The sequence below is a fragment of the Sporosarcina sp. SAFN-010 genome (assembly GCF_059415065.1).
Genome location: NZ_JBPFDS010000009.1, coordinates 39,928 through 58,563, shown reverse-complemented (window position 1 = coordinate 58,563; position 18,636 = coordinate 39,928). Strand labels below are relative to the sequence as shown.

At 41.0% G+C, this 18,636-nt stretch carries 21 protein-coding genes; all 21 read right to left on the bottom strand.

Going from position 1 to position 18,636, the window contains the following annotated elements; genetic code table 11:
* Position 1: 1 nt before the first annotated feature.
* The 21 genes from ACR65F_RS11480 to ACR65F_RS11380 all read right to left on the bottom strand — a co-directional run bounded on the left by ACR65F_RS11480 (position 2) and on the right by ACR65F_RS11380 (position 18,586).
* Positions 2–718, bottom strand: coding sequence for a heptaprenyl diphosphate synthase component 1 (locus tag ACR65F_RS11480; protein ID WP_125103698.1), 717 nt, complete (start codon positions 716–718; stop codon positions 2–4).
* Between the two features lie 51 nt (positions 719–769).
* On the bottom strand, positions 770–991 hold the full coding sequence (mtrB, locus tag ACR65F_RS11475) for a trp RNA-binding attenuation protein MtrB (protein WP_025784889.1): 222 nt from the start codon (positions 989–991) through the stop codon (positions 770–772).
* A 73-nt stretch (positions 992–1,064) separates the two neighbouring features.
* A complete protein-coding gene (folE, locus tag ACR65F_RS11470) occupies positions 1,065–1,628 on the bottom strand; it encodes a GTP cyclohydrolase I FolE (RefSeq protein ID WP_025784890.1) in 564 nt (187 codons plus the stop codon).
* A 156-nt stretch (positions 1,629–1,784) separates the two neighbouring features.
* A complete protein-coding gene (locus tag ACR65F_RS11465; RefSeq protein ID WP_039041781.1) occupies positions 1,785–2,057 on the bottom strand; it encodes an HU family DNA-binding protein in 273 nt (90 codons plus the stop codon).
* A gap of 154 nt (positions 2,058–2,211) precedes the next feature.
* Entirely contained in the window at positions 2,212–3,690 is a 1,479-nt protein-coding gene (gene spoIVA, locus ACR65F_RS11460) for a stage IV sporulation protein A (protein ID WP_052245729.1), read from the bottom strand.
* Positions 3,691–3,772: 82 nt separating this feature from the next.
* Complete coding sequence (locus tag ACR65F_RS11455; RefSeq protein WP_440504480.1) at positions 3,773–4,492, bottom strand: YphF family lipoprotein; 720 nt, start codon at positions 4,490–4,492, stop codon at positions 3,773–3,775.
* A gap of 4 nt (positions 4,493–4,496) precedes the next feature.
* Positions 4,497–4,682: a DUF2768 domain-containing protein gene (locus ACR65F_RS11450; protein WP_255352950.1), complete on the bottom strand. Its 186-nt coding sequence runs from the start codon at positions 4,680–4,682 to the stop codon at positions 4,497–4,499.
* A gap of 90 nt (positions 4,683–4,772) precedes the next feature.
* Positions 4,773–5,789 (bottom strand): NAD(P)H-dependent glycerol-3-phosphate dehydrogenase, encoded by a 1,017-nt coding sequence (locus ACR65F_RS11445; protein ID WP_440504479.1) that lies wholly within the window; start codon positions 5,787–5,789, stop codon positions 4,773–4,775.
* 27 nt (positions 5,790–5,816) lie between these two features.
* Positions 5,817–7,127, bottom strand: coding sequence for a ribosome biogenesis GTPase Der (gene der / locus ACR65F_RS11440; protein ID WP_440504478.1), 1,311 nt, complete (start codon positions 7,125–7,127; stop codon positions 5,817–5,819).
* A 112-nt stretch (positions 7,128–7,239) separates the two neighbouring features.
* Positions 7,240–8,379 (bottom strand): 30S ribosomal protein S1, encoded by a 1,140-nt coding sequence (gene rpsA, locus ACR65F_RS11435; RefSeq protein ID WP_440504477.1) that lies wholly within the window; start codon positions 8,377–8,379, stop codon positions 7,240–7,242.
* Between the two features lie 78 nt (positions 8,380–8,457).
* Entirely contained in the window at positions 8,458–9,039 is a 582-nt protein-coding gene (locus ACR65F_RS11430; RefSeq protein WP_039041788.1) for a lysophospholipid acyltransferase family protein, read from the bottom strand.
* A complete protein-coding gene (gene cmk / locus ACR65F_RS11425) occupies positions 9,036–9,713 on the bottom strand; it encodes a (d)CMP kinase (protein WP_440504476.1) in 678 nt (225 codons plus the stop codon). The genes ACR65F_RS11430 and cmk overlap by 4 nt, the downstream gene beginning before the upstream one ends.
* A 78-nt stretch (positions 9,714–9,791) precedes the next feature.
* Complete coding sequence (locus tag ACR65F_RS11420) at positions 9,792–10,427, bottom strand: flagellar brake protein (protein ID WP_440504475.1); 636 nt, start codon at positions 10,425–10,427, stop codon at positions 9,792–9,794.
* Positions 10,428–10,496: 69 nt separating this feature from the next.
* The gene (locus ACR65F_RS11415; RefSeq protein ID WP_440504474.1) at positions 10,497–11,783 is read right to left on the bottom strand and encodes a PepSY1/2 domain-containing protein; all 1,287 of its coding nucleotides are present in this window, start codon (positions 11,781–11,783) and stop codon (positions 10,497–10,499) included.
* A gap of 62 nt (positions 11,784–11,845) precedes the next feature.
* On the bottom strand, positions 11,846–12,640 hold the full coding sequence (sleB, locus tag ACR65F_RS11410; RefSeq protein ID WP_440504473.1) for a spore cortex-lytic enzyme: 795 nt from the start codon (positions 12,638–12,640) through the stop codon (positions 11,846–11,848).
* Between the two features lie 113 nt (positions 12,641–12,753).
* Complete coding sequence (gene prsW, locus ACR65F_RS11405) at positions 12,754–13,425, bottom strand: glutamic-type intramembrane protease PrsW (RefSeq protein WP_039041793.1); 672 nt, start codon at positions 13,423–13,425, stop codon at positions 12,754–12,756.
* A 59-nt stretch (positions 13,426–13,484) separates the two neighbouring features.
* On the bottom strand, positions 13,485–14,459 hold the full coding sequence (locus ACR65F_RS11400) for a YpdA family putative bacillithiol disulfide reductase (protein WP_440504472.1): 975 nt from the start codon (positions 14,457–14,459) through the stop codon (positions 13,485–13,487).
* Positions 14,452–15,258, bottom strand: coding sequence for a metallophosphoesterase (locus tag ACR65F_RS11395; RefSeq protein ID WP_039041795.1), 807 nt, complete (start codon positions 15,256–15,258; stop codon positions 14,452–14,454). The genes ACR65F_RS11400 and ACR65F_RS11395 overlap by 8 nt, the downstream gene beginning before the upstream one ends.
* A 61-nt stretch (positions 15,259–15,319) precedes the next feature.
* A complete protein-coding gene (locus ACR65F_RS11390) occupies positions 15,320–16,024 on the bottom strand; it encodes a LysM peptidoglycan-binding domain-containing protein (RefSeq protein WP_440504471.1) in 705 nt (234 codons plus the stop codon).
* A gap of 79 nt (positions 16,025–16,103) precedes the next feature.
* The gene (locus ACR65F_RS11385) at positions 16,104–17,540 is read right to left on the bottom strand and encodes a RecQ family ATP-dependent DNA helicase (RefSeq protein WP_039041797.1); all 1,437 of its coding nucleotides are present in this window, start codon (positions 17,538–17,540) and stop codon (positions 16,104–16,106) included.
* Positions 17,540–18,586: a YpbB family protein gene (locus ACR65F_RS11380; protein ID WP_440504470.1), complete on the bottom strand. Its 1,047-nt coding sequence runs from the start codon at positions 18,584–18,586 to the stop codon at positions 17,540–17,542. The genes ACR65F_RS11385 and ACR65F_RS11380 overlap by 1 nt, the downstream gene beginning before the upstream one ends.
* Positions 18,587–18,636 lie beyond the last annotated feature (50 nt).

Genomic DNA, 18,636 nt, shown 5'->3' with positions numbered 1-18,636 from the left:
GTCAGCTAAGCGGTTTCAACGGGTTCACAAGCTCATGAATTACCTGTTGAAGTACCGGGTGCAACGAACTCATTTGCTCAAGCTCTAGATTGAGCTTTGGTAAGAGTAAATCCATCGCCTGTTGAACAATGGTTTCATCAATTGCAAATGCTTGTTGCTCTGTGGAGTTAGCCATTCTATCCAGCCTTACAAACGTAAGTACAGTCTCCGATAGCTCAAGATAGCTTTCAAAACCATACGACTTATAGTATGTAGCAGTGCACCCTGACTCGATTACTTTTAGCCTTTCAAGTAAGATCGGACCAGTCGTACGTCTTTCATGGTGCAACGATGTTTTTTGTTCGTTTATATGGGCGATTGTTTGGGATAATTCGCGTATAAATCCGAACTCACCAATTTCAGCTAAAATCCGATAGTGGATGCCACTGAAATGATCACCAGCCAGTACTGTAAGTTGTTGCTCAGCAGACGTCGCATGAGTACTTTCTATGCGATCGTGAATATCGAGCGCAGCGTGAATTGCTCCAAGAGACAAAGTGATCTTTCTAAGTTTGTCATCTTTGATTTTTTCGTTCACAATGGGCAGCAAAAGAAAAAACGCTTTAATGGAGTCAACAGGAAAATGACCGATTTCCCGTTTCAAAATGGGTTCACGGAGTGCATATTGCAAGTCGCTTATATATTTTTCTACAATTGAATTCAATTCGTGTTTATTCATCACCGTTTCTCCATTTCAAGGCATCTAACAAGTGAACGATGCAGGTTGCTGTTATGCTCTCTCTTCACTGGAGACAACCCCGTGCGCAGTTGTAATCTCTGCACTCCCACGGATTTTCATAGCGGATGTGTGTTCTGTAAACTGGGCAATCATCACTTCTCCACAGTCAAGTTTTTCCGTATGATGAAATTTCGTGTCGTTTCCACGGGTTAACCCGATAACACTGACACCATCTTCTTTTGCTTTAATGACGATGTAATCTGGTGCAGTCATAGTTCTCTCCCCCGTCTTTCATATCTTACCTATCATATCATAGTTAAACCGCGATCCGCAAAGGACCACAACCTTACTTTACAAGCGAAAGAATTTCTGATCGTTTGACATCATCGTGTTCGTAAATTCCTCTAGCCGCTGTTGTAATTGTTTTCGAACCTGGTTTTTTTATACCTCGCATCGTCATGCACATATGTTCTGCTTCGATGATGACGTATACACCGTGTGGTTTCAACATCTCCATCATTACTTCTGCAACGGTTGTCGTAATTCGTTCTTGCAATTGAGGACGCTTAGCCGTTGTTTCAACAGCTCTTGCTAATTTACTGAGTCCTGCCACAACGCCGTCACGGGGTATGTATGCAATATGGGCAACACCAAAAAATGGAACGAGGTGATGTTCACACATCGAGTAAAATGGAATGTCCTTTACAAGGACGACTTCTTCATGTTGTTCATGAAAAACGGTTTCAAAGTACATACGAGGATCGTCCGCCATTCCTGCGAACACTTCTGCATACATTTTTGCAACGCGCTTTGGTGTTTCCAACAATCCTTCACGTTCCGGATCTTCACCGATCGCTTCGAGGATCATCGTGACCGCCTGTTCTATTTTCCCAAAATTCACTTCTTCCATCGATGGAACCTCCTCTGATGCACATCTAGTCTTTCAAAATAGTAGCATACTCCTCGCATTCAGTACAGTTGATGGCTCGTATTTTCCGCGTAATACGGAAAGAAGCCCGCCAGCTTATCCGTTATGGACGTCTGACGGGCTTCTATGTAATTGAACTCACTTTACAGCATCTTTCAATGCCTTACCTGCTTTGAATGCAGGAACTTTGCTAGCTGCGATTTCAATTTCTTCTCCAGATTGTGGATTACGGCCTTTACGAGCAGCACGCTCGCGTACTTCGAAGTTACCGAAGCCAATCAATTGTACCTTCTCACCCTTTGAAAGAGCGTCTTGGATTGTTTCGAATACAGTTTCAACAGCTTTTGTTGCATCCTTCTTAGAAAGACCTGCTTCTTCTGCTACGGAGTTGATCAATTCAGTTTTGTTCATCTCGTTCACCTCCTCTCAAACAATTGTTTAACCTCTTTAACACTGTAAAAAGAGTAACATAACCAATTCTAGGGTGCAAGAATATTGTAGTCAAGGTGTTGCTTACGTAACCCAAAAACAGAAAAAAGACCCGCTGTAGACGGATCTTTACTCATTAGACGATGAACGTCACCATACCTTTATTTCCTTCATTCACCATTTTTTCAATGGTCTCACGCAGTCTTCTACGTGCGCTGGAAGGGACTGCAGACGTCTTAAATCGGATACTTTCCTTCAACACTTCATGTAGAGGTGTTCCAAACAATTGAGTCTCCCACAGCGCTTCACGGTCGTGTAAGTAAGCATTTTTCAGTTCTTTCAACAAGTGATGACTATGGAATTCTGACCCGATGAGTGGAGCAAATTCTGCCTCCATGTCAATCCGGATAACATGTAGCGCAGGAGCTGTCGCTTTCATGCGTACTCCATAAAATGAGTCTTGTTTGATAAGTTCAGGCTGTGTCGGCTGAAAATCTGCAATGGTTGGCAGTGCGACCCCATATCCATCCTTTTTCGCAGTCTCGATCGCCTCAGCGAACATATCATAAGACTTTTTCGCTTTAACCGCTTCTTGGATGAATATCAGCCAGTCTTTCTTCGTTTTCATCTCAGTATCCATGTAGGACTCACAAACTCCCAAATACGTTTGTTCGTCTATTTTCAAGTCCAGGATGGCTCTTCCTTTTCCTGCATCTACCTCAATAACTTCTGCGTGCTTAATATAGTCCTCTTCATTCAACCGCTCCGCTAGTTGTTGAACTTTACGGATCTTGGATGCTTCAAGGAATCCTTCATTGATTATTTCATCAATATTCGAATTCAAATAATGCTCTGAGCCTAGTACATCCATCCAGTCTGGCTTTTGAAGATCAATATGTGTAATTGGGAATTCATAAAGGGCTTCTTTTAATATCAATTGGATTTCCTGCGCATTCAACTGATCCGCACTAATTGCGATGACAGGAACGCCATGCTCTTCCTGTAATTGTTGTTTTAGTTGAACCGTTTTCTCATGTGCCGGCATTTTCGAGTTCAGAACAATGACAAACGGCTTACCAATTTCCTTAAGTTTTGATACAATTTCTGTTTCCGCAGCTTCAGCAGAAGATCTCGGAATATTATTGACTGTTCCGTCGGTAGTCAGCAAGATACCGATTGTTGAGTGATCTCGAATGACTTTGTCTGTCCCGATACGAGCCGCCTCTTCAAATGGAATCGGTTCATTATGCCATGGAGTATGGACGTATTTCGGTCCATCCTCATCCTCGTACCCTTTCACTCCATCGATGACATACCCCACACAGTCTGCTAGTCGAATTTGAAAAGAGAGTTCCCCATCTCCAATCGATACCGCCGTTCCTTGTGCAGGGACAAATTTCGGCTCGGCTGTCATAATGACTGGACCTGGAGAGCTTTGTGGGAGCTCATCCTGTGCTCGAGTACGGTCTGCCTGCTCACTCATATTGGGGATAACTACTTCTTCCATAACACGTTTAACAAAAGTGGATTTTCCGACACGAACAGGACCTACCACTCCGATATAAATATCGCCATCTGTTCGTCTCGCTAAGTTTTCATATAGTTCTTCTTTCATTTCCATCGTCCTCCTTTTCTACGCATAGTAGTTTATGAAAACAAAAAACGTTTCATGCATAAAAGCACGAAACGTTTTTTGTTTAGTTAGACGATTTCATGAAAATCGGTTCGTTGTTATCGTTCACCGTATACGGTAATGAATACGCAGGGAGTATTGGATTTTTGTCTGAAAGCAAGAATCGAATGTCCTCACCCGGTTTCACATCAGGCTTTTCCTTTTCCAAAATACGATTTAAATCTATTGAATAATCGATATAGAAATTGCCATCTCCACCGACAACGAGTGGTAAATGAGCATCAGAATATGGACTCTCTACAGTCAACGGTTCCTTTAGTCCCATTTTTTCGAAGTCCACTTCATAGACGTTCGCACCTTCTTGAACAGGGTCTTTGAAAGGAAGTACACCATTCACCGTTTTTCGTAATATTAGTTCCCGAATTCTTTCTGCAACACGCAAATCCACTAGTTTAACGGTTGGATTTTCCTCCACGTCCATTAAAACATACTGATAAATCCCCCCTTGCTCATAAGCATTTGAAGGGATTTTCTCCGTTAGCGATGGAACAATTTTAGTAAAGTCGATTGGATACTTTATATATTGATCAATATCCATATCCCGCGTTTTAATCGGCAATAAACCTTGGGATTGTTCTCTGTACGTATCTACAGCTTTTTGAACAGTCTCCAGCTGGTCCTCATACGGCCTCTGCTTGCTTTCCATTTCATCTTGAGGGTACATGCATCCTGACAAAAGAACAGAGATTATCGCCATTATAGGAAGACATAACATTTTTTTCATGGGGTTACGAGCCTCCCGTAGGTCCGTTAAAGACGAGATAGATCATTGCAAAGAATGAAAAGATCAGTAAACCATAGGCAATGACTGCAAACACTATCTTAAGGAGCTTATTTGTTAATTTGGTACGGCTAACATGAATGAGTCCCATTGAGATCATCATGAAACCCATGGCGTAAAAAGATAGCCACATTTTATCCAATGAGGACAAAGTACGTCATTCCTTCCAGTCGTAAATTTAGGCGTCACAACAAGTATTCATGAGGAAATAAAGAACGCTTTTTTAATTAGAAAAATCGTCAGTTTCCTTCTTTTTCCCTCGATTCATCAACCAATCTACCGCTTCCTTAGGTTCATGACCTTCAAATAAGACAGAATATAAGGCTTCTGTTAACGGCATAGAAACGTCATATTGCTTTGCCAGCTGATGAGCTGCCTTAGTTGTACGGACGCCTTCAATCACCATTCCCATGCCTTCTGTCACTTCTTCCAGTGAATGTCCTTTTCCAAGCATGTTTCCTGCTTTCCAGTTACGCGAATGGACACTGTTCGCTGTGACGATTAGATCTCCCATACCAGCTAGTCCTGCAAATGTAAGTGGACTAGCGCCCATCTTAACCCCAAGACGCGTAATCTCTGCGAGGCCTCGAGTAATTAGTGCTGCTTTTGCGTTATCACCGTATTCTAAACCGTCTGTAATACCGGCAGCAAGTGCGATGACATTTTTCAAAGCCCCGCCTAGCTCCACTCCGAGAACATCTTCGTTTGTATACACACGGAAATACGAGTTCATGAATAATGTCTGAATCTCTTCTGCTGCTTGACCATCCTCTGAAGCCACTGTCACGGTCGTCGGATGACGCAATACGACTTCTTCGGCATGAGATGGCCCCGAGAGGACAACTAAGGCTCTACGTGATTCAGGTCGAATTTCTTCTGCTAGCATCTCAGTTATCCGCTTGAGAGTATCTGGTTCAATTCCTTTTGATACATGTACGATGAGTTTCGGGTTTTGTATCAAACTATTTAATTGTGTACCAATTTCTCGCATTCCTTTTGTTGGTACAGCAACAATTAGAACGTCAGCATGCTCAACAGCTTGCTTTAGATTCGAAGTAGCTTTCAGTGATTCAGGTAGCTTACAATTTTTCAAGTAAGAATCATTCGTATGCTGTTCGTTTATTTCATTGGCTTGCTCTTCCCGTCTTCCCCAAATCAGACAGTCATGTCCATTTTCAGCAAGAACAAAGGCGAGTGCAGTACCCCAGCTTCCTGCACCAATTACAGAAACTTTTATCACGTTTCCTCATCCTTTCCCACAGTTTCGTTAACTTCTAGCCCGAGTGATAATCCGAATTGGTGTCCCTTCAAATCCGAAAGACTCACGCAAACGATTGCGAAGGAATCGTTCATATGAAAAGTGCATCAGTTCTGTATCATTTACAAACACTACAAAAGCAGGAGGTCTAACTGCTACCTGAGTTGAATAATAAATACGGAGTCGTTTACCTTTATCAGTCGGTGCAGGATTTCTAGCAATTGCATCCTCAACTACTTCGTTTAGTACGCTGGATTGAATACGCATCGAATGATTTTCACTAATATTAACGATCATATCAAACAATGAGCGAACCCGTTGTTTTGTTTTTGCAGAAACATAAGCAATCGGTGCATAATCCAGGAATAAGAAGTTTTTACGAATATCCTCGTTAAAACGATTCATCGTCTTTTCATCTTTCTCGAGAGCATCCCACTTGTTGACGACAAATAGAATTCCTTTCCCCGCTTCTTCTGCGTATCCTGCAATCCGTTTATCCTGCTCACGAATACCTTCTTCACCGTTAATGACAATCAGAACAACATCAGAACGATCGATTGCTTTTAGCGCACGGAGCACACTGTATTTCTCCGTATTTTCGTACACTTTACCTTTTTTACGCATTCCTGCTGTATCAATAATTTTAAATTTCTGTCCTTCATATTCATATGAAGAGTCAATCGCATCTGTTGTAGTACCAGCAACGTCACTGACGATAACACGGTCTTCACCAAGCAATGCATTGACTAGAGAGGATTTCCCAACATTCGGTCGACCGATTAAAGAAAAGCGAATAACATCCTCTTCAATTTCTTCTTCTGATGGATCAGGGAAACTTTCTGCAACGGTATCCAAAAGATCTCCAAGTCCTAAGCCGTGTGATCCCGAAATAGGATGCGGATCGCCGAAACCAAGTGAATAGAAATCATAAATCATATCCTTCATCTCAGGGTTATCCACCTTATTGACGGCAAGTACTACTGGCTTTTTGGTCTTATACAAGATTTTCGCAACTTGCTCATCTGCATCAGTAACTCCTTCTCTTCCGTTTGTAAGGAAAATAATTACATCAGCTTCCTCGATTGCAATTTCTGCCTGCAAACGAATTTGAACTAGGAATGGTTCATCCCCAATATCAATACCGCCCGTGTCAATCAAATTAAAGTCGTGAGACAGCCAATCTGCCGCACTGTAAATTCGGTCCCGGGTCACACCGGAGACATCTTCCACTATCGAAATTCGTTCTCCGACAATTCTGTTGAAAATCGTAGACTTACCGACATTCGGACGTCCTACGATGGCTACTGTTGGTTTACTCATTAGTCATTCATCCTTCCAAGCTATCTTCTGCATATTATACACAAAAAAAAGAGATGGCGCTCCTAAAAGAGCCATCTCTTTCAATACAGTTGTTACAGGTTCGCAAACCTTTTTAGTTAGAGAACTTTTTTAACTGATCTCCGATGACATCACTGATAGAGAAACCAGAAGGTTCTTCTGGCATTTCGTAGCCATCGTATGTGTCCTCTACTTTATCAGTTAGATCTTTAATACTTAGAGATAGACGTTTGTCGTTAGGATTGACGTCTAATACTTTCACTTCTACATTTTGTCCTTCAGACAAGACTTCGTTCGGTGTTCCAATATGGTCGTGGGAAATTCTTGAAATATGCACAAGACCTTCGACTCCTGGGGATACTTCGACAAAAGCTCCGTAAGACACGAGACGTTTTACAGTTCCGTGTAACACTGCACCCTTAGGGGCTTTGTCCTCGATACCTTCCCATGGTCCAGCTAGCGTTTCCTTGATAGATAAGCTAATTCGTTCAGAGTCGCGATCCACAGCCAAAATCTTCACTTGGACTTTATCGCCTTCTTTTAGGACATCTGAAACTTTTTCAACATGTCCATGAGCGATTTGTGAAATGTGAACTAAGCCGTCCACACCGCCCAAATCTACAAATGCACCAAATGAAGCAATACGTTGCACGGTTCCTTCAAGGACTTGACCTTCGTGAAGGTTTTCTAGTATTTCTTCTTTTTTAGATGATTTCTCTTCTTGAATAACCGCACGATGTGAAAGGATTAAACGGTTTTTCTCTTTATCCATTTCTACAATCTTAAACTCCATTGAGCGACCTTTGTAGTCTTCAAATGATTCGACAAAGTGATCTTCGACTAACGATGCAGGGATGAAACCTCGCACGCCCAAGTCCACTACTAAACCACCTTTTACAACATCTCTCACTTCTGTTGTAATTGTGACAGATTTATTGAATTGCTCTTCCAATGTATCCCAAGCATCTTCAGCATCCACTGTACGTTTAGATAACACGAAGGCATCATCTTCAACTTTAATGATAGAAAGTTCAAGTTCATCGCCTTCTTTTACTGCATCTGATGCTGTTTCGATGTGAAGACTAGATAATTCACTGATTGGAATCACGCCGTCAAATGGTGCTCCAGAAATTTCTACAGTGACAGATTTATCTTCAATCTTTGTTACTTTACCTGTCACCCGATCTCCTTCGTTATACCCGTCCATTGCTTCTACATTCATCTCTTCAGTCATATGTAGTCCTCCTCCATAATAATCATAGTTCTATACTATTGGAATATACCCATAAAAACAAAAAATTGAACTTGTGTGTCAACGATTTTTTTCTATTAGCTTTTGAATAGCAGTCATAATTACTTCCGTTGCTTCTTCGGCAGAAGCTTTCCGTTCACGGTAAGGCGTCATATCAATAGGCTCCCCGTAAACTACTTTCAGCTGTTTGAATGGGCGATAAGGGCCGATAATTGCACAAGGCATAACTAATGCATCCCCTTTTAGTGCAAAAAAACCTGCCCCAGTTAGTCCTTTCCCTATTTCCCCAGTTTTACTCCTTGTTCCTTCAGGAAACATTCCAACTACTTGTCCTGAGCGAAGTAATTCAAGCGCTTTACGTATCGCCTGACGATCACTCAGCCCGCGTTTCACAGGAAAAGCATTCACATTAGGTAATATCGATTTTAACAAAGGTAGTTGGAACAGCTCTTCTTTCGCCATAAAGTGTACAGGACGCGGAGCTGTTAAACCAACAACAGGCGGATCTAAGTTATCGATATGATTGGTACACAAAAGAACGCCTTGGTCTTTCGGAAAATTTTCTTGACCTATTACTTTGATTCGATAGAACGGTTTTAATACGGCAGTGCATAGTGCTTTTCCAAGAGGATATAAATTCATGGGCGCTTCCTCTTTTCTACATGATGAATAATCGTATTTGCAACCTGTTCAATACTCATCGATGTTGTATCGATAAAAATTGCATCACTCGCTTGCTTCAGTGGAGATGCGATACGTTCTGTATCCGCCTTGTCCCGATTCGAGATGTCCTGGCAGAGCTCTTCCATCGAACGATCGATGCCTCTTTTTGTGTTCTCCACAAAACGTCTTTCAGCACGTTCTTCCACGGAAGCAGTCATGAAAATCTTCAGTTCAGCATTCGGTAATACTGCTGTCCCAATATCTCTACCATCCATTACAACCCCTTTAGTATTCGCTAAAAGTCGTTGCTTTTCTACCATCATCTCTCTGACACGTGGTTGAGCAGCGGTAGCAGATACATTTGACGTAACTTCCTGTGAACGTATCTCTTCCGTAACATCTTCACCATCTACACGGACAATTTGTCCTTCTTCGGTTGGTACTAACTCAATGACAATCTGCTCCAACAAACTAGAGAGTGCATCATCGTCATATACATCTATATGCTCTTTTAACGCCTTATATGTTAGAGCTCGGTACATTGCACCTGTATCGATGTAGGTATATCCCAACTTACTTGCTGTTATTTTTGCGATTGTACTTTTACCTGCAGCAGCAGGACCATCTATTGCAATCTGTATTCCTTTTTCCATTTCCATTACCCCCGTACTCAATTCGCAAACATTGTACCATAGCGAAAAGGAAAAAGTCTTTTTCTTAAAGACTTTTTCCTATTCATTCCGTTTTTTTAATTGTCGTTCGAAGCATAAACGAATAACTTGTTGCCGAGAATCCGGATCGATTTGGTCGAACTGCAAGGATGCAATTCTCCTACCATCTTTTTCCCAAATCCGGACAATTCTCGCATTTACTCGCACATATTTAATGGAATTATTGGCGTAGGGAAGAACAATAGTCAACCTCACAATATCATCTTCTTCAAAATTTGATTTCGCCAAATTGACAGCCATTCCGCCTGCACTTATATCTTCAGCAACAAGTTGATGAACGATACCGTCTTTATCTACAGCTACATCTAACGGGGAATCTACACGTACAAATTCCCGACGCTGAATTTTTATCAATTCTAAATCACCTGGATACGACAGCTGAAGCATCGGGATTCCTCGATTCAGTCTTCCCATCACTTCAGTCTTAAAGACATAAGCCATTTTCAACTCATCGACGAATGAGACCAAAAGTTGAGTACCGTCTATAAAGAATGCAGTTCTCCCTGTTTCAAGATGGGTGGGATAATCGATCATTACACAATCTTTCCCCATATCCACTACTCGACTTTTAAATTTCTCGCCTTCCTCGGTATAATCTTTGTCTATTGTGATTGAGGTTCCTAATGCAAGCTTCATAAAACCGCCACCTGTCATGATTTCATACTAGTATTATGACATGAGTGGCGGGATTTTCCAATCACTATTTTAAGGTTGTTTCTCCGTCCTAATTACGTCTTTTGTTTCAGTGTCCACTAAGACGAGATACGTACCAATTTCACCGTTTTCTTCTAGAGTTACAGTTGGGGCGTAGGCAAGACGTTGAATACCATGTTCATTTTCGACATAAACAAGTTCTTGTTTATTTACTTTTACGTTCTTATGAAAAAATGTTTTCCAATCTATTGTAATCATTGGTTGATCTTTAAGCTGTTCTTTTCGAATATACTCCGCAGCATTAAGACCCAGAATCCGACCATCTTCTTTTGCTGCTTTTATCTGGATTGTATCAGATAACACTTTCGCCTTATGCATTTTCTCCACTCGCGTATAAACAAAGTGAAAAGCTGTGTCGTTTTCTCTTACTTCTTCAAACACTACATCAGTGTATCCTGAATCTTTTAAGAATGTTTCTACCCGATTACGAACACTGTCTAATTCCATAGTACCTGCACCCGAAGGTCGTTCTGTTAGGAAGGAAAGAATATGTCCTCCCTTTTTAGTGATGTCAATATATCCTACCGAGTCATTATCTGCAAAACGGATATGATAAAATGGATAGGCTGCACCTGGCTTACTTTCTGTTGTGTCAATAACTTGGTTAGACACATCGGGGAATAATTTTTTGAATTTAGTTAGCGCTTCTTCTTTGGTGACAGCAGGATCTTTAATATTCTTTAATTCTTTTTTCTTTAACGCGTCGGATTCACTCGCTGTTAGTGGGAAATCACTTTCCGTATATTGTTGAATGGATGCACTTAATCCTTTCCAGTCGAAAGAAGCTTTCTCTCCGTCCAGTCGGTCCTGCCATTCAGCCATTGAAAGATTTCCACTAGCCATATCGGCAGTTGCAACTGACCATTGGTCTGATAGACTTTGAATATTTTGTGAAGCACGATCCATTACTTTGTGAAATTCTGTAGGATCAGTCTTTTCATCTCCTTCTTTAGAAAACTTTCCTAACCTTCCTAAGTAGTTCATCCACGTTGTCGAAAATCCTTGGTCGAGAGGAAGTGATGCGACTGATTGTTGAATATCCGAAGACAACCGCCAAATATCCTCGCGAGCCTCAAGATCTCCTTTGCCTTGATTGAATAGCAACGTCTTCTTAACGGCTTCGTCTAAGTCTTGCAGCTTCGAAGAGGCATCAGAAATATTTTTTGCATATTGCACAGACAATGCATTTTGCAAATCCTTATTTTGTGTAGCTGTCGAATAGGAGTACGCAGATAACGCAACAATCGCGAAAACAGCAAGAAACACTAATTTTTTCATAAGAATGTACTACACCTGCTTTCTGTATTAGTTATAGTTTCACGACAAGTAAGAAGTTCTTGTTAGTTACAAAAAATGTGCAACCCTATTTTTTTAATTTGAGGGCGTGACCAGATCCATTTACTTGTAGCAGTTATCGGATTAAAGTAATAAATTGCGTTCTCTGAAGGATCCCATCCATTCATTGCATCTATTACTGCCTCTTTTGCTCGTTCATTAGGTTCTAGCCAAATTTGACCATCTGAAACAGCTGTAAATGCACCTGGTTGAAAAATCACACCACCAACCGTATTCGGAAAGTCAGGATGCTCGATTCTATTTAAGATGACAGCTGCTACAGCCACTTGACCTTCATAAGGTTCCCCTCGGGATTCACCATATACAGCATTCGCTAATAGCTTAAGATCGTCCTCACTATATTTTGAAGGGACTTGGGTATTGGTACTTGGTTTTGAATTAGCAGCCCCACCTTTAACTTGAGACGACAACGGCTTGCCTCCATAATGAGTAAATTCTTTACCGGCCTTAATATTGTCCATGACAAATTTCTTGTCATACGAAGAAACCGAAGTTAACTTTTTCTTTGTTTTAGTTCCTGCGATACCATCTATAGGCATCCCATACTTCTCCTGAAACTCGCGTAAAGCCCAATACGTCTGATACCCAAAATTTCCGTCTATCTTACCCTTGAAGAACCCGATATATTGAAGCCTAGCTTGAAGTTCAATAACATCGTCTCCTTTAGTCCCTTTAGCAAGTCCCCGATCCGTGAAAGCGTGAGTGTCAGTTGAAAGTGACAATTGAATACCTACAAAAAAGAGCAATCCAATCAACATTGTGCGTATTGTTTTGTTCATGTCGTTTCCTCCAGTCGTTCTTCTTGTACCTTTAGACTGTCCTAAATCGGTGGAATTATGACGCGTTGTTCCATTTCCACACAAAAAAACCATCCAATAATAATGGATGGTTTTCATCGTGCTCTTTTTTGAATTTGTCTCATTGCAAAAACATGTGCGTATTTCACTCTTGTAAGTCCGAACCACCATAAAAACAACATGAATGGAATCATTAAATATAACCATAGATCATGAATTTCCAAAATTGCATTGTAGGTAACATGTAACACAAATGGAAAAATCAACGCAATTAATAAGTTCCATTTTTTTCTATCCGCCACTGCGAATTTCGATCTTCCAAAATAGTATCCCATAACAACACCGAACAATGCATGGCTGGAAACCGGCAATAACGCACGAATGAACGCCGTATCCAGCCCAAATGTAAACAAAAACAGGATATTTTCAACTGTCGCGAACCCTAGCGATACACTGGCTCCGAAAAGAATTCCGTCATACACATCTTCAAACTCAAAATTTTTGTAAACAAAGACTAATAAAATTAGCCATTTAAAAAATTCTTCCAAAGCACCTGTGAATACAGTATTCTGTAAAAATTCATTGGTAAAGACCTGTTCCTCGACGAAAACATGTTGAACGAACAGAATCGGAAACGTCATGACTGCTCCGTAAACAAAGGCTTGAAAAAGAGTGCGCGAAGGTTCCCTTGAAATTTCTTTTCTTAAGTAAAGATAACTAAATAATGCCAGTGACGGAGCGATTGCAACTGTAAACAAAATTATCAAGCTTCGCACCCCCAATCAGGGTGATTATATCACAAATACAGAAACAATTACCTATTCTGTTAACAATTTGCTTTCATCTTTTCGGAAATCGATAAAGCAATGGCCTCTCCATGATGCCGTCCGTTCTCAATAAAGATTGAGTTTGCATTATTACCGGCAGCAATCACACCCGCAATGTAGAGATCCTCTACTGAGGTTTCCATCGTTTCCTCGTTATATAATGGGCATCCGCTTTCCTGTTCCAACTCGATTCCTATACTTCCTAGGAAATTGTAGTCCGGGTGGTAACCAATCATTGCAAACACAGTATCCGACTCGATTTCTTCAACGCCTGTCTCGGTACGGATCCGGACTGCATCTCTCCTAATTTCTTCTACAGTAGCTTGAAAAATCATTCTGATTTTCCCGTTATTCACCAGACTTTCAAACCCAGGTAAGATCCAGGGCTTCACACTAGGTGAGTAAGAGGCACCGCGATAAACAACTGTCACGTTAGCACCTGCTCGCTCAAGCTCAAGCGCAGCATCTACTGCAGAGTTTTTTCCTCCGATGACTACTACATTCTTTCGGAAGTATGGGTGCGCTTCCTTAAAATAGTGATGAACATTTGGTAAGTCGGCACCGACAGCTTCAAGGCGATTAGGTTGGTCGTAATAACCTGTAGCAACTACAACGTATGAAGCTTCATACACACTCTTATCCGTTGTGAGATGAAACACTTGCCCTGTTTTTTCAACAGATACAACTGTTTCACCACTGTTTATCGTTAATTGTTCGAGTTCGGCAACTGTTCGATAGTAAACAAGCGCATCATTACGTTGAGGTTTATCTTTCGCAGTTATAAATGGAATGTTACCGATTGATAATTTCATACTTGAACTGAAAAATGTCTGATGTGTGGGATAGCTGTGAATCGAGTTTACAATACTTCCCTTTTCAATCAGCAACACATCAAGACCTAATCGTTGTAAATGAATAGCAGCAGATAGTCCACAAGGACCTGCTCCTATAATAATGGCATCTGTTTTAAGCATGTCGACTTGTTTCACTCCTTTTTTTATACTCAATTTTAATAAGATGAGTTTCAGGGGGAGCCCCAAAACGTAGTGGAACCAACGTTGTGCCAAAACCATTGCTTATCAGTTGTGCATGTTCCTTTTCATCCTTAAATTCTCCCTGTGGTTGCATTCCAAAAGGTCCAAAGCGAATTTGTCCTCCATGTGTATGGCCACCTAGGAGAAGCTCAGGATTAGAAATCTGGAGAAGTTTTTTGAACAACGAAGGATTATGAACTGCAATAAGCTGATACGTATACTCTTCAGTGTATGACACAGCTTTTTGTAAGTTTGTATTTCCACTCGAAGGATCATCTGCACCACTAATAATCCAATCTGGATGCTCCGGGATGCGAACACTTTCGTTATCAAGTATTGTTCCGTCGACGCCCTTTATAATTTCTCGAATGACGGATTCTCCAATTTCTCTATCATTATTTCCCCATACGTAGTAAACCGGTCCTAATGTAGATAGCTTTTCCACATTACTTTTCACTCTTTCTGATGGGACACCGTTCTCAGCCACATCACCACCAATAATAACTAGATCAACTGAACTGGACCGTAATCGGACTTTGTCTAACAGTTTAGTAGGTATTCTTCTGCGATGCACATCACTTATAAAAAATACATTAAGTTGTGAGTCGGCTTTGGAGGAATTTTTTACTTTCATGCGGTGGGTTTTTATAGAATTCTTATGTGCACTATAAAACATACATCCAAGCAATAAGCTTAAACACGTGAATAACACACGTATTCCAATCCAAACATTTTTCATACATCCACCTACCATATGAAAAAGGCAAAGTTAGCGTACTTTGCCTTTTCGAAATTTGTAATTAAGGAATGACCAGCGTCTGTCCAACGCTGATTGAATTTGATGATAAACCATTTGCCGCTTTAATTTTCTCAACCCCACTACCCGAACCATAATAAGTGACCGAAATTCGATAAAGCGTTTCGCTCGGTTGAACGGTATGTGATTTTGCAGCTGGCTTCTCTTCCGGCTTTGGATCCGGCTTTGTTTCTGGTTTTGGATCTGGTTTTGGATCTGGTTTTGGATCTGGTTTTGGGTCTGGTTTCGTTTCTGGTTTTGGATCCGGTTTTGGTGTGGCTACAGGCTTATTTTCGGACTTCTGTGAATCCGTTTTCTCATCCTTTTTAGCGGTGTCATCCTTTTTCGAATCGTCATCTTCTTTTTCATTAGAATCGGACGCCACATCATTCGAAGAATTCGGTGACTGACTTGAACCAAGTTCATATTTCACATCCGATTTATCAATATTGACGGTAGTATCGTCTTTAGGATTATACAAATCTGAAAGAACATACACAAATATTCCAATCGGGATTAATGTAAAGAGAACAAGAATAACATTGATGAGCGTGAGACCTTTGCTAGATTCTTTCTTATTCCGCTTAGGAGTCGCATTCTTATTCTGACGTAATTTAACGCGAGAGGGCAGATCTGCTTTAGTATCCTCACCTAAGTCGATCTCTTTTCTATTTTCTTCGAACTCTGAGTTATAGTCACTTTTTGTCATAGTGGCATTCTCCTATCCCCTATTACTATATCTTTATTATGACGAATTTTGTCGTAAAAGTAAACGGCAATAAGGTCTCCTAACAAAGCAGTAGTTGAATTCTCTCCTCCCATTGTAGGAGTCGTCTTCGATTTCCTAAACTCTCGTTGCTTAAAAGCCAATCGTCATTAGCCGTGCCGCATACGGAACAGCACATATCAGGATTCGTCTGAAATGTCTCATCAAAATAAGAGAGTAACTTCCCTCGTAAACAGGTCTTCTCATGTACATAGGCAATCATTTGCCTTAACTTTTCTTCTTTGTCGTACTTTAATTTTGTGAACGTTTTAAGAACATCTTCTAAAGTGAGTGATTCCAGATAATACTGAACAACTCTGGATCCCGTTTCAGAAATCCCCGCAAGTTCTGCTGAAGATTCTATCGACTGACCAGAAGCCCGCATCGCCATAAAATGATGGACTTGTGGTTCATCAGGCAAATCCTTTTGCACAATGAAACGAACTTTCTGCTCGTCGTCTGTAACATACAACAAGATTGCACTGGACCTCTCTCCATCTCTACCCGCACGGCCCGCTTCTTGAACATACGCAGCTGCAGATGCCGGCATTTGGTCATGAATAACTTGCCGGATATCGTCTTTATGTACGCCCATTCCAAATGCATTAGTTGCACAAATCCAAGATATTTCCCCAGTCAGAAATTGTTGCTGAATAATATTACGGTCCCCTGCTTCTTTTCCTGCATGGTACGAAGCAATCGTAATTCCTTCTTGCTGAAGTACACGTGTCAGTTCTTCCGCACGTTTCCTCGAGGCAACATAAATAATTCCGGGACCCTTAGTCGTTATTAATCGTTCTTTCAGCCATGTAGTCTTATCAGCTTCCGTTTCCAGTTGTTGAACCGCATACGTTAAATTAGGTCGATCCAAGGACTGGCGAATGACGGTCGGTTTAGACATTTGTAAGTAGTGGATGATATCTGCTTCTACTCTCGCATCAGCAGTAGCGGTCAACGCTAAAACTGGAGGATTTCCAGCTAAGTGGATGAACTCTCCTAGACGCAAATAATCTGGACGAAAATCGAACCCCCACTGGGAAATACAATGGGCTTCATCCACCACTAGAATTGAAATCGGTAATCTCATCAAAAAATTTGTCATATCAGGGCGACTAATCATTTCAGGAGAGATGAATAGAAATTTTATCTTATGAATTTCATCAAATATGTATTTTCGTTGTTCAGATGATAGAAATGAATTAACTGCCGCAACGCGCTTTTCGCCACGCCTGCGAATACTCGCCACCTGGTCTTCCATCAAAGAAACGAGTGGGGATATGATGAGGACAAGCCCATCCTGCATCTCACCAGGCAGCTGATAGCACAACGACTTCCCCATTCCGGTTGGCAGTATTGCAAGTGTATCATTTCGTCCCAATATTGAGCGTATGACACTTTCTTGGCCTGGTCGAAATTCGTCAAATCCAAATCGTACTTTAAGTTCATGATGAAGCTCCATTACACGTGTTCTCCTTTCATTGTACTCATAATAAGACGAAGCTGAAAATAGGATAAATGAGGAAACTTATCTTTCAGAAGACGTAGGCGTTTGACATCATTGTTTTTCACTTCCATCTTGACCGCTAGCTGATCTTCACGTTTTACAAATCGTAAAATGGGAAAATCTCTATCATTCGCTGCAATTTCTGAAATATGATCCTCAATGGTATTCACTTTTAACTGACGTGTACTTGCAATCTCTTCAATAGACACTCCTTGGTCAAACAACTTTTTTGTAATCGCGGTCGAATCTGTTAGTGGTGTTTCAATACGAATACCATATGCAAGCTTTTGTAATATCGGGAGTTTTTCAGCAAACTCTTCACTTTCAGATACAGCAATTAATCGGTGTAGCGCTTCTAAATATTCGAGTTGTAAACTGGCGACAGGTTCGCTTGTTGCTTCTTCAAGTTGCTCCCACGTCCAGCCTGAAGCGTCCACACCGGTTAAGCGGTGACTCAATATGGATGCTTGAAGGTCAGAAATACCGGTCATTTCCAAAGCTAGTAGCAGCTCACCTGCTAAATAACGTGCGCTATTCTGTCTTGCATCGTAAAGACTTCTTAATACTTCTTTCACAAACTGCTGGATCTTACGGTCATTCGTAATTGGATGAAAAGAATTTCGGGATTCTCGTAACTGAGATAGCGTTTGTACAAGTAAGACCAATCTCAAAAAGAAAATCTCTTCCCTTCCTCTATAATTCCAGCCATCAAAGTGAAAAACTCGTAGTTCTTTTTCCGTTCGCTTTCCCTTTTCCGTGACTGTTACAATGCCTTCACTTTCTCTTATCAATCCTTCATGTTGAAGGGCCCTGACAGCTTCTGCAAAAGTTGAATCTGCTAGTTTCGGGAGTAGCGAAAAATATGGTTTTATTGAAAAATAATCGATATCTTGGAGTGTTTGCCCTGAACGCTTTCCACGTAAGACATGTAAACTCGCATTTAAAGACCTTTGCCCATCCATTTTTTCTGCGATCTTTAAAATTATTGAACTCAACTTCACTAAGAATCCCTACTTTCTAGTGGTTAAAGGTTGAAAACTGTAGAAAACCG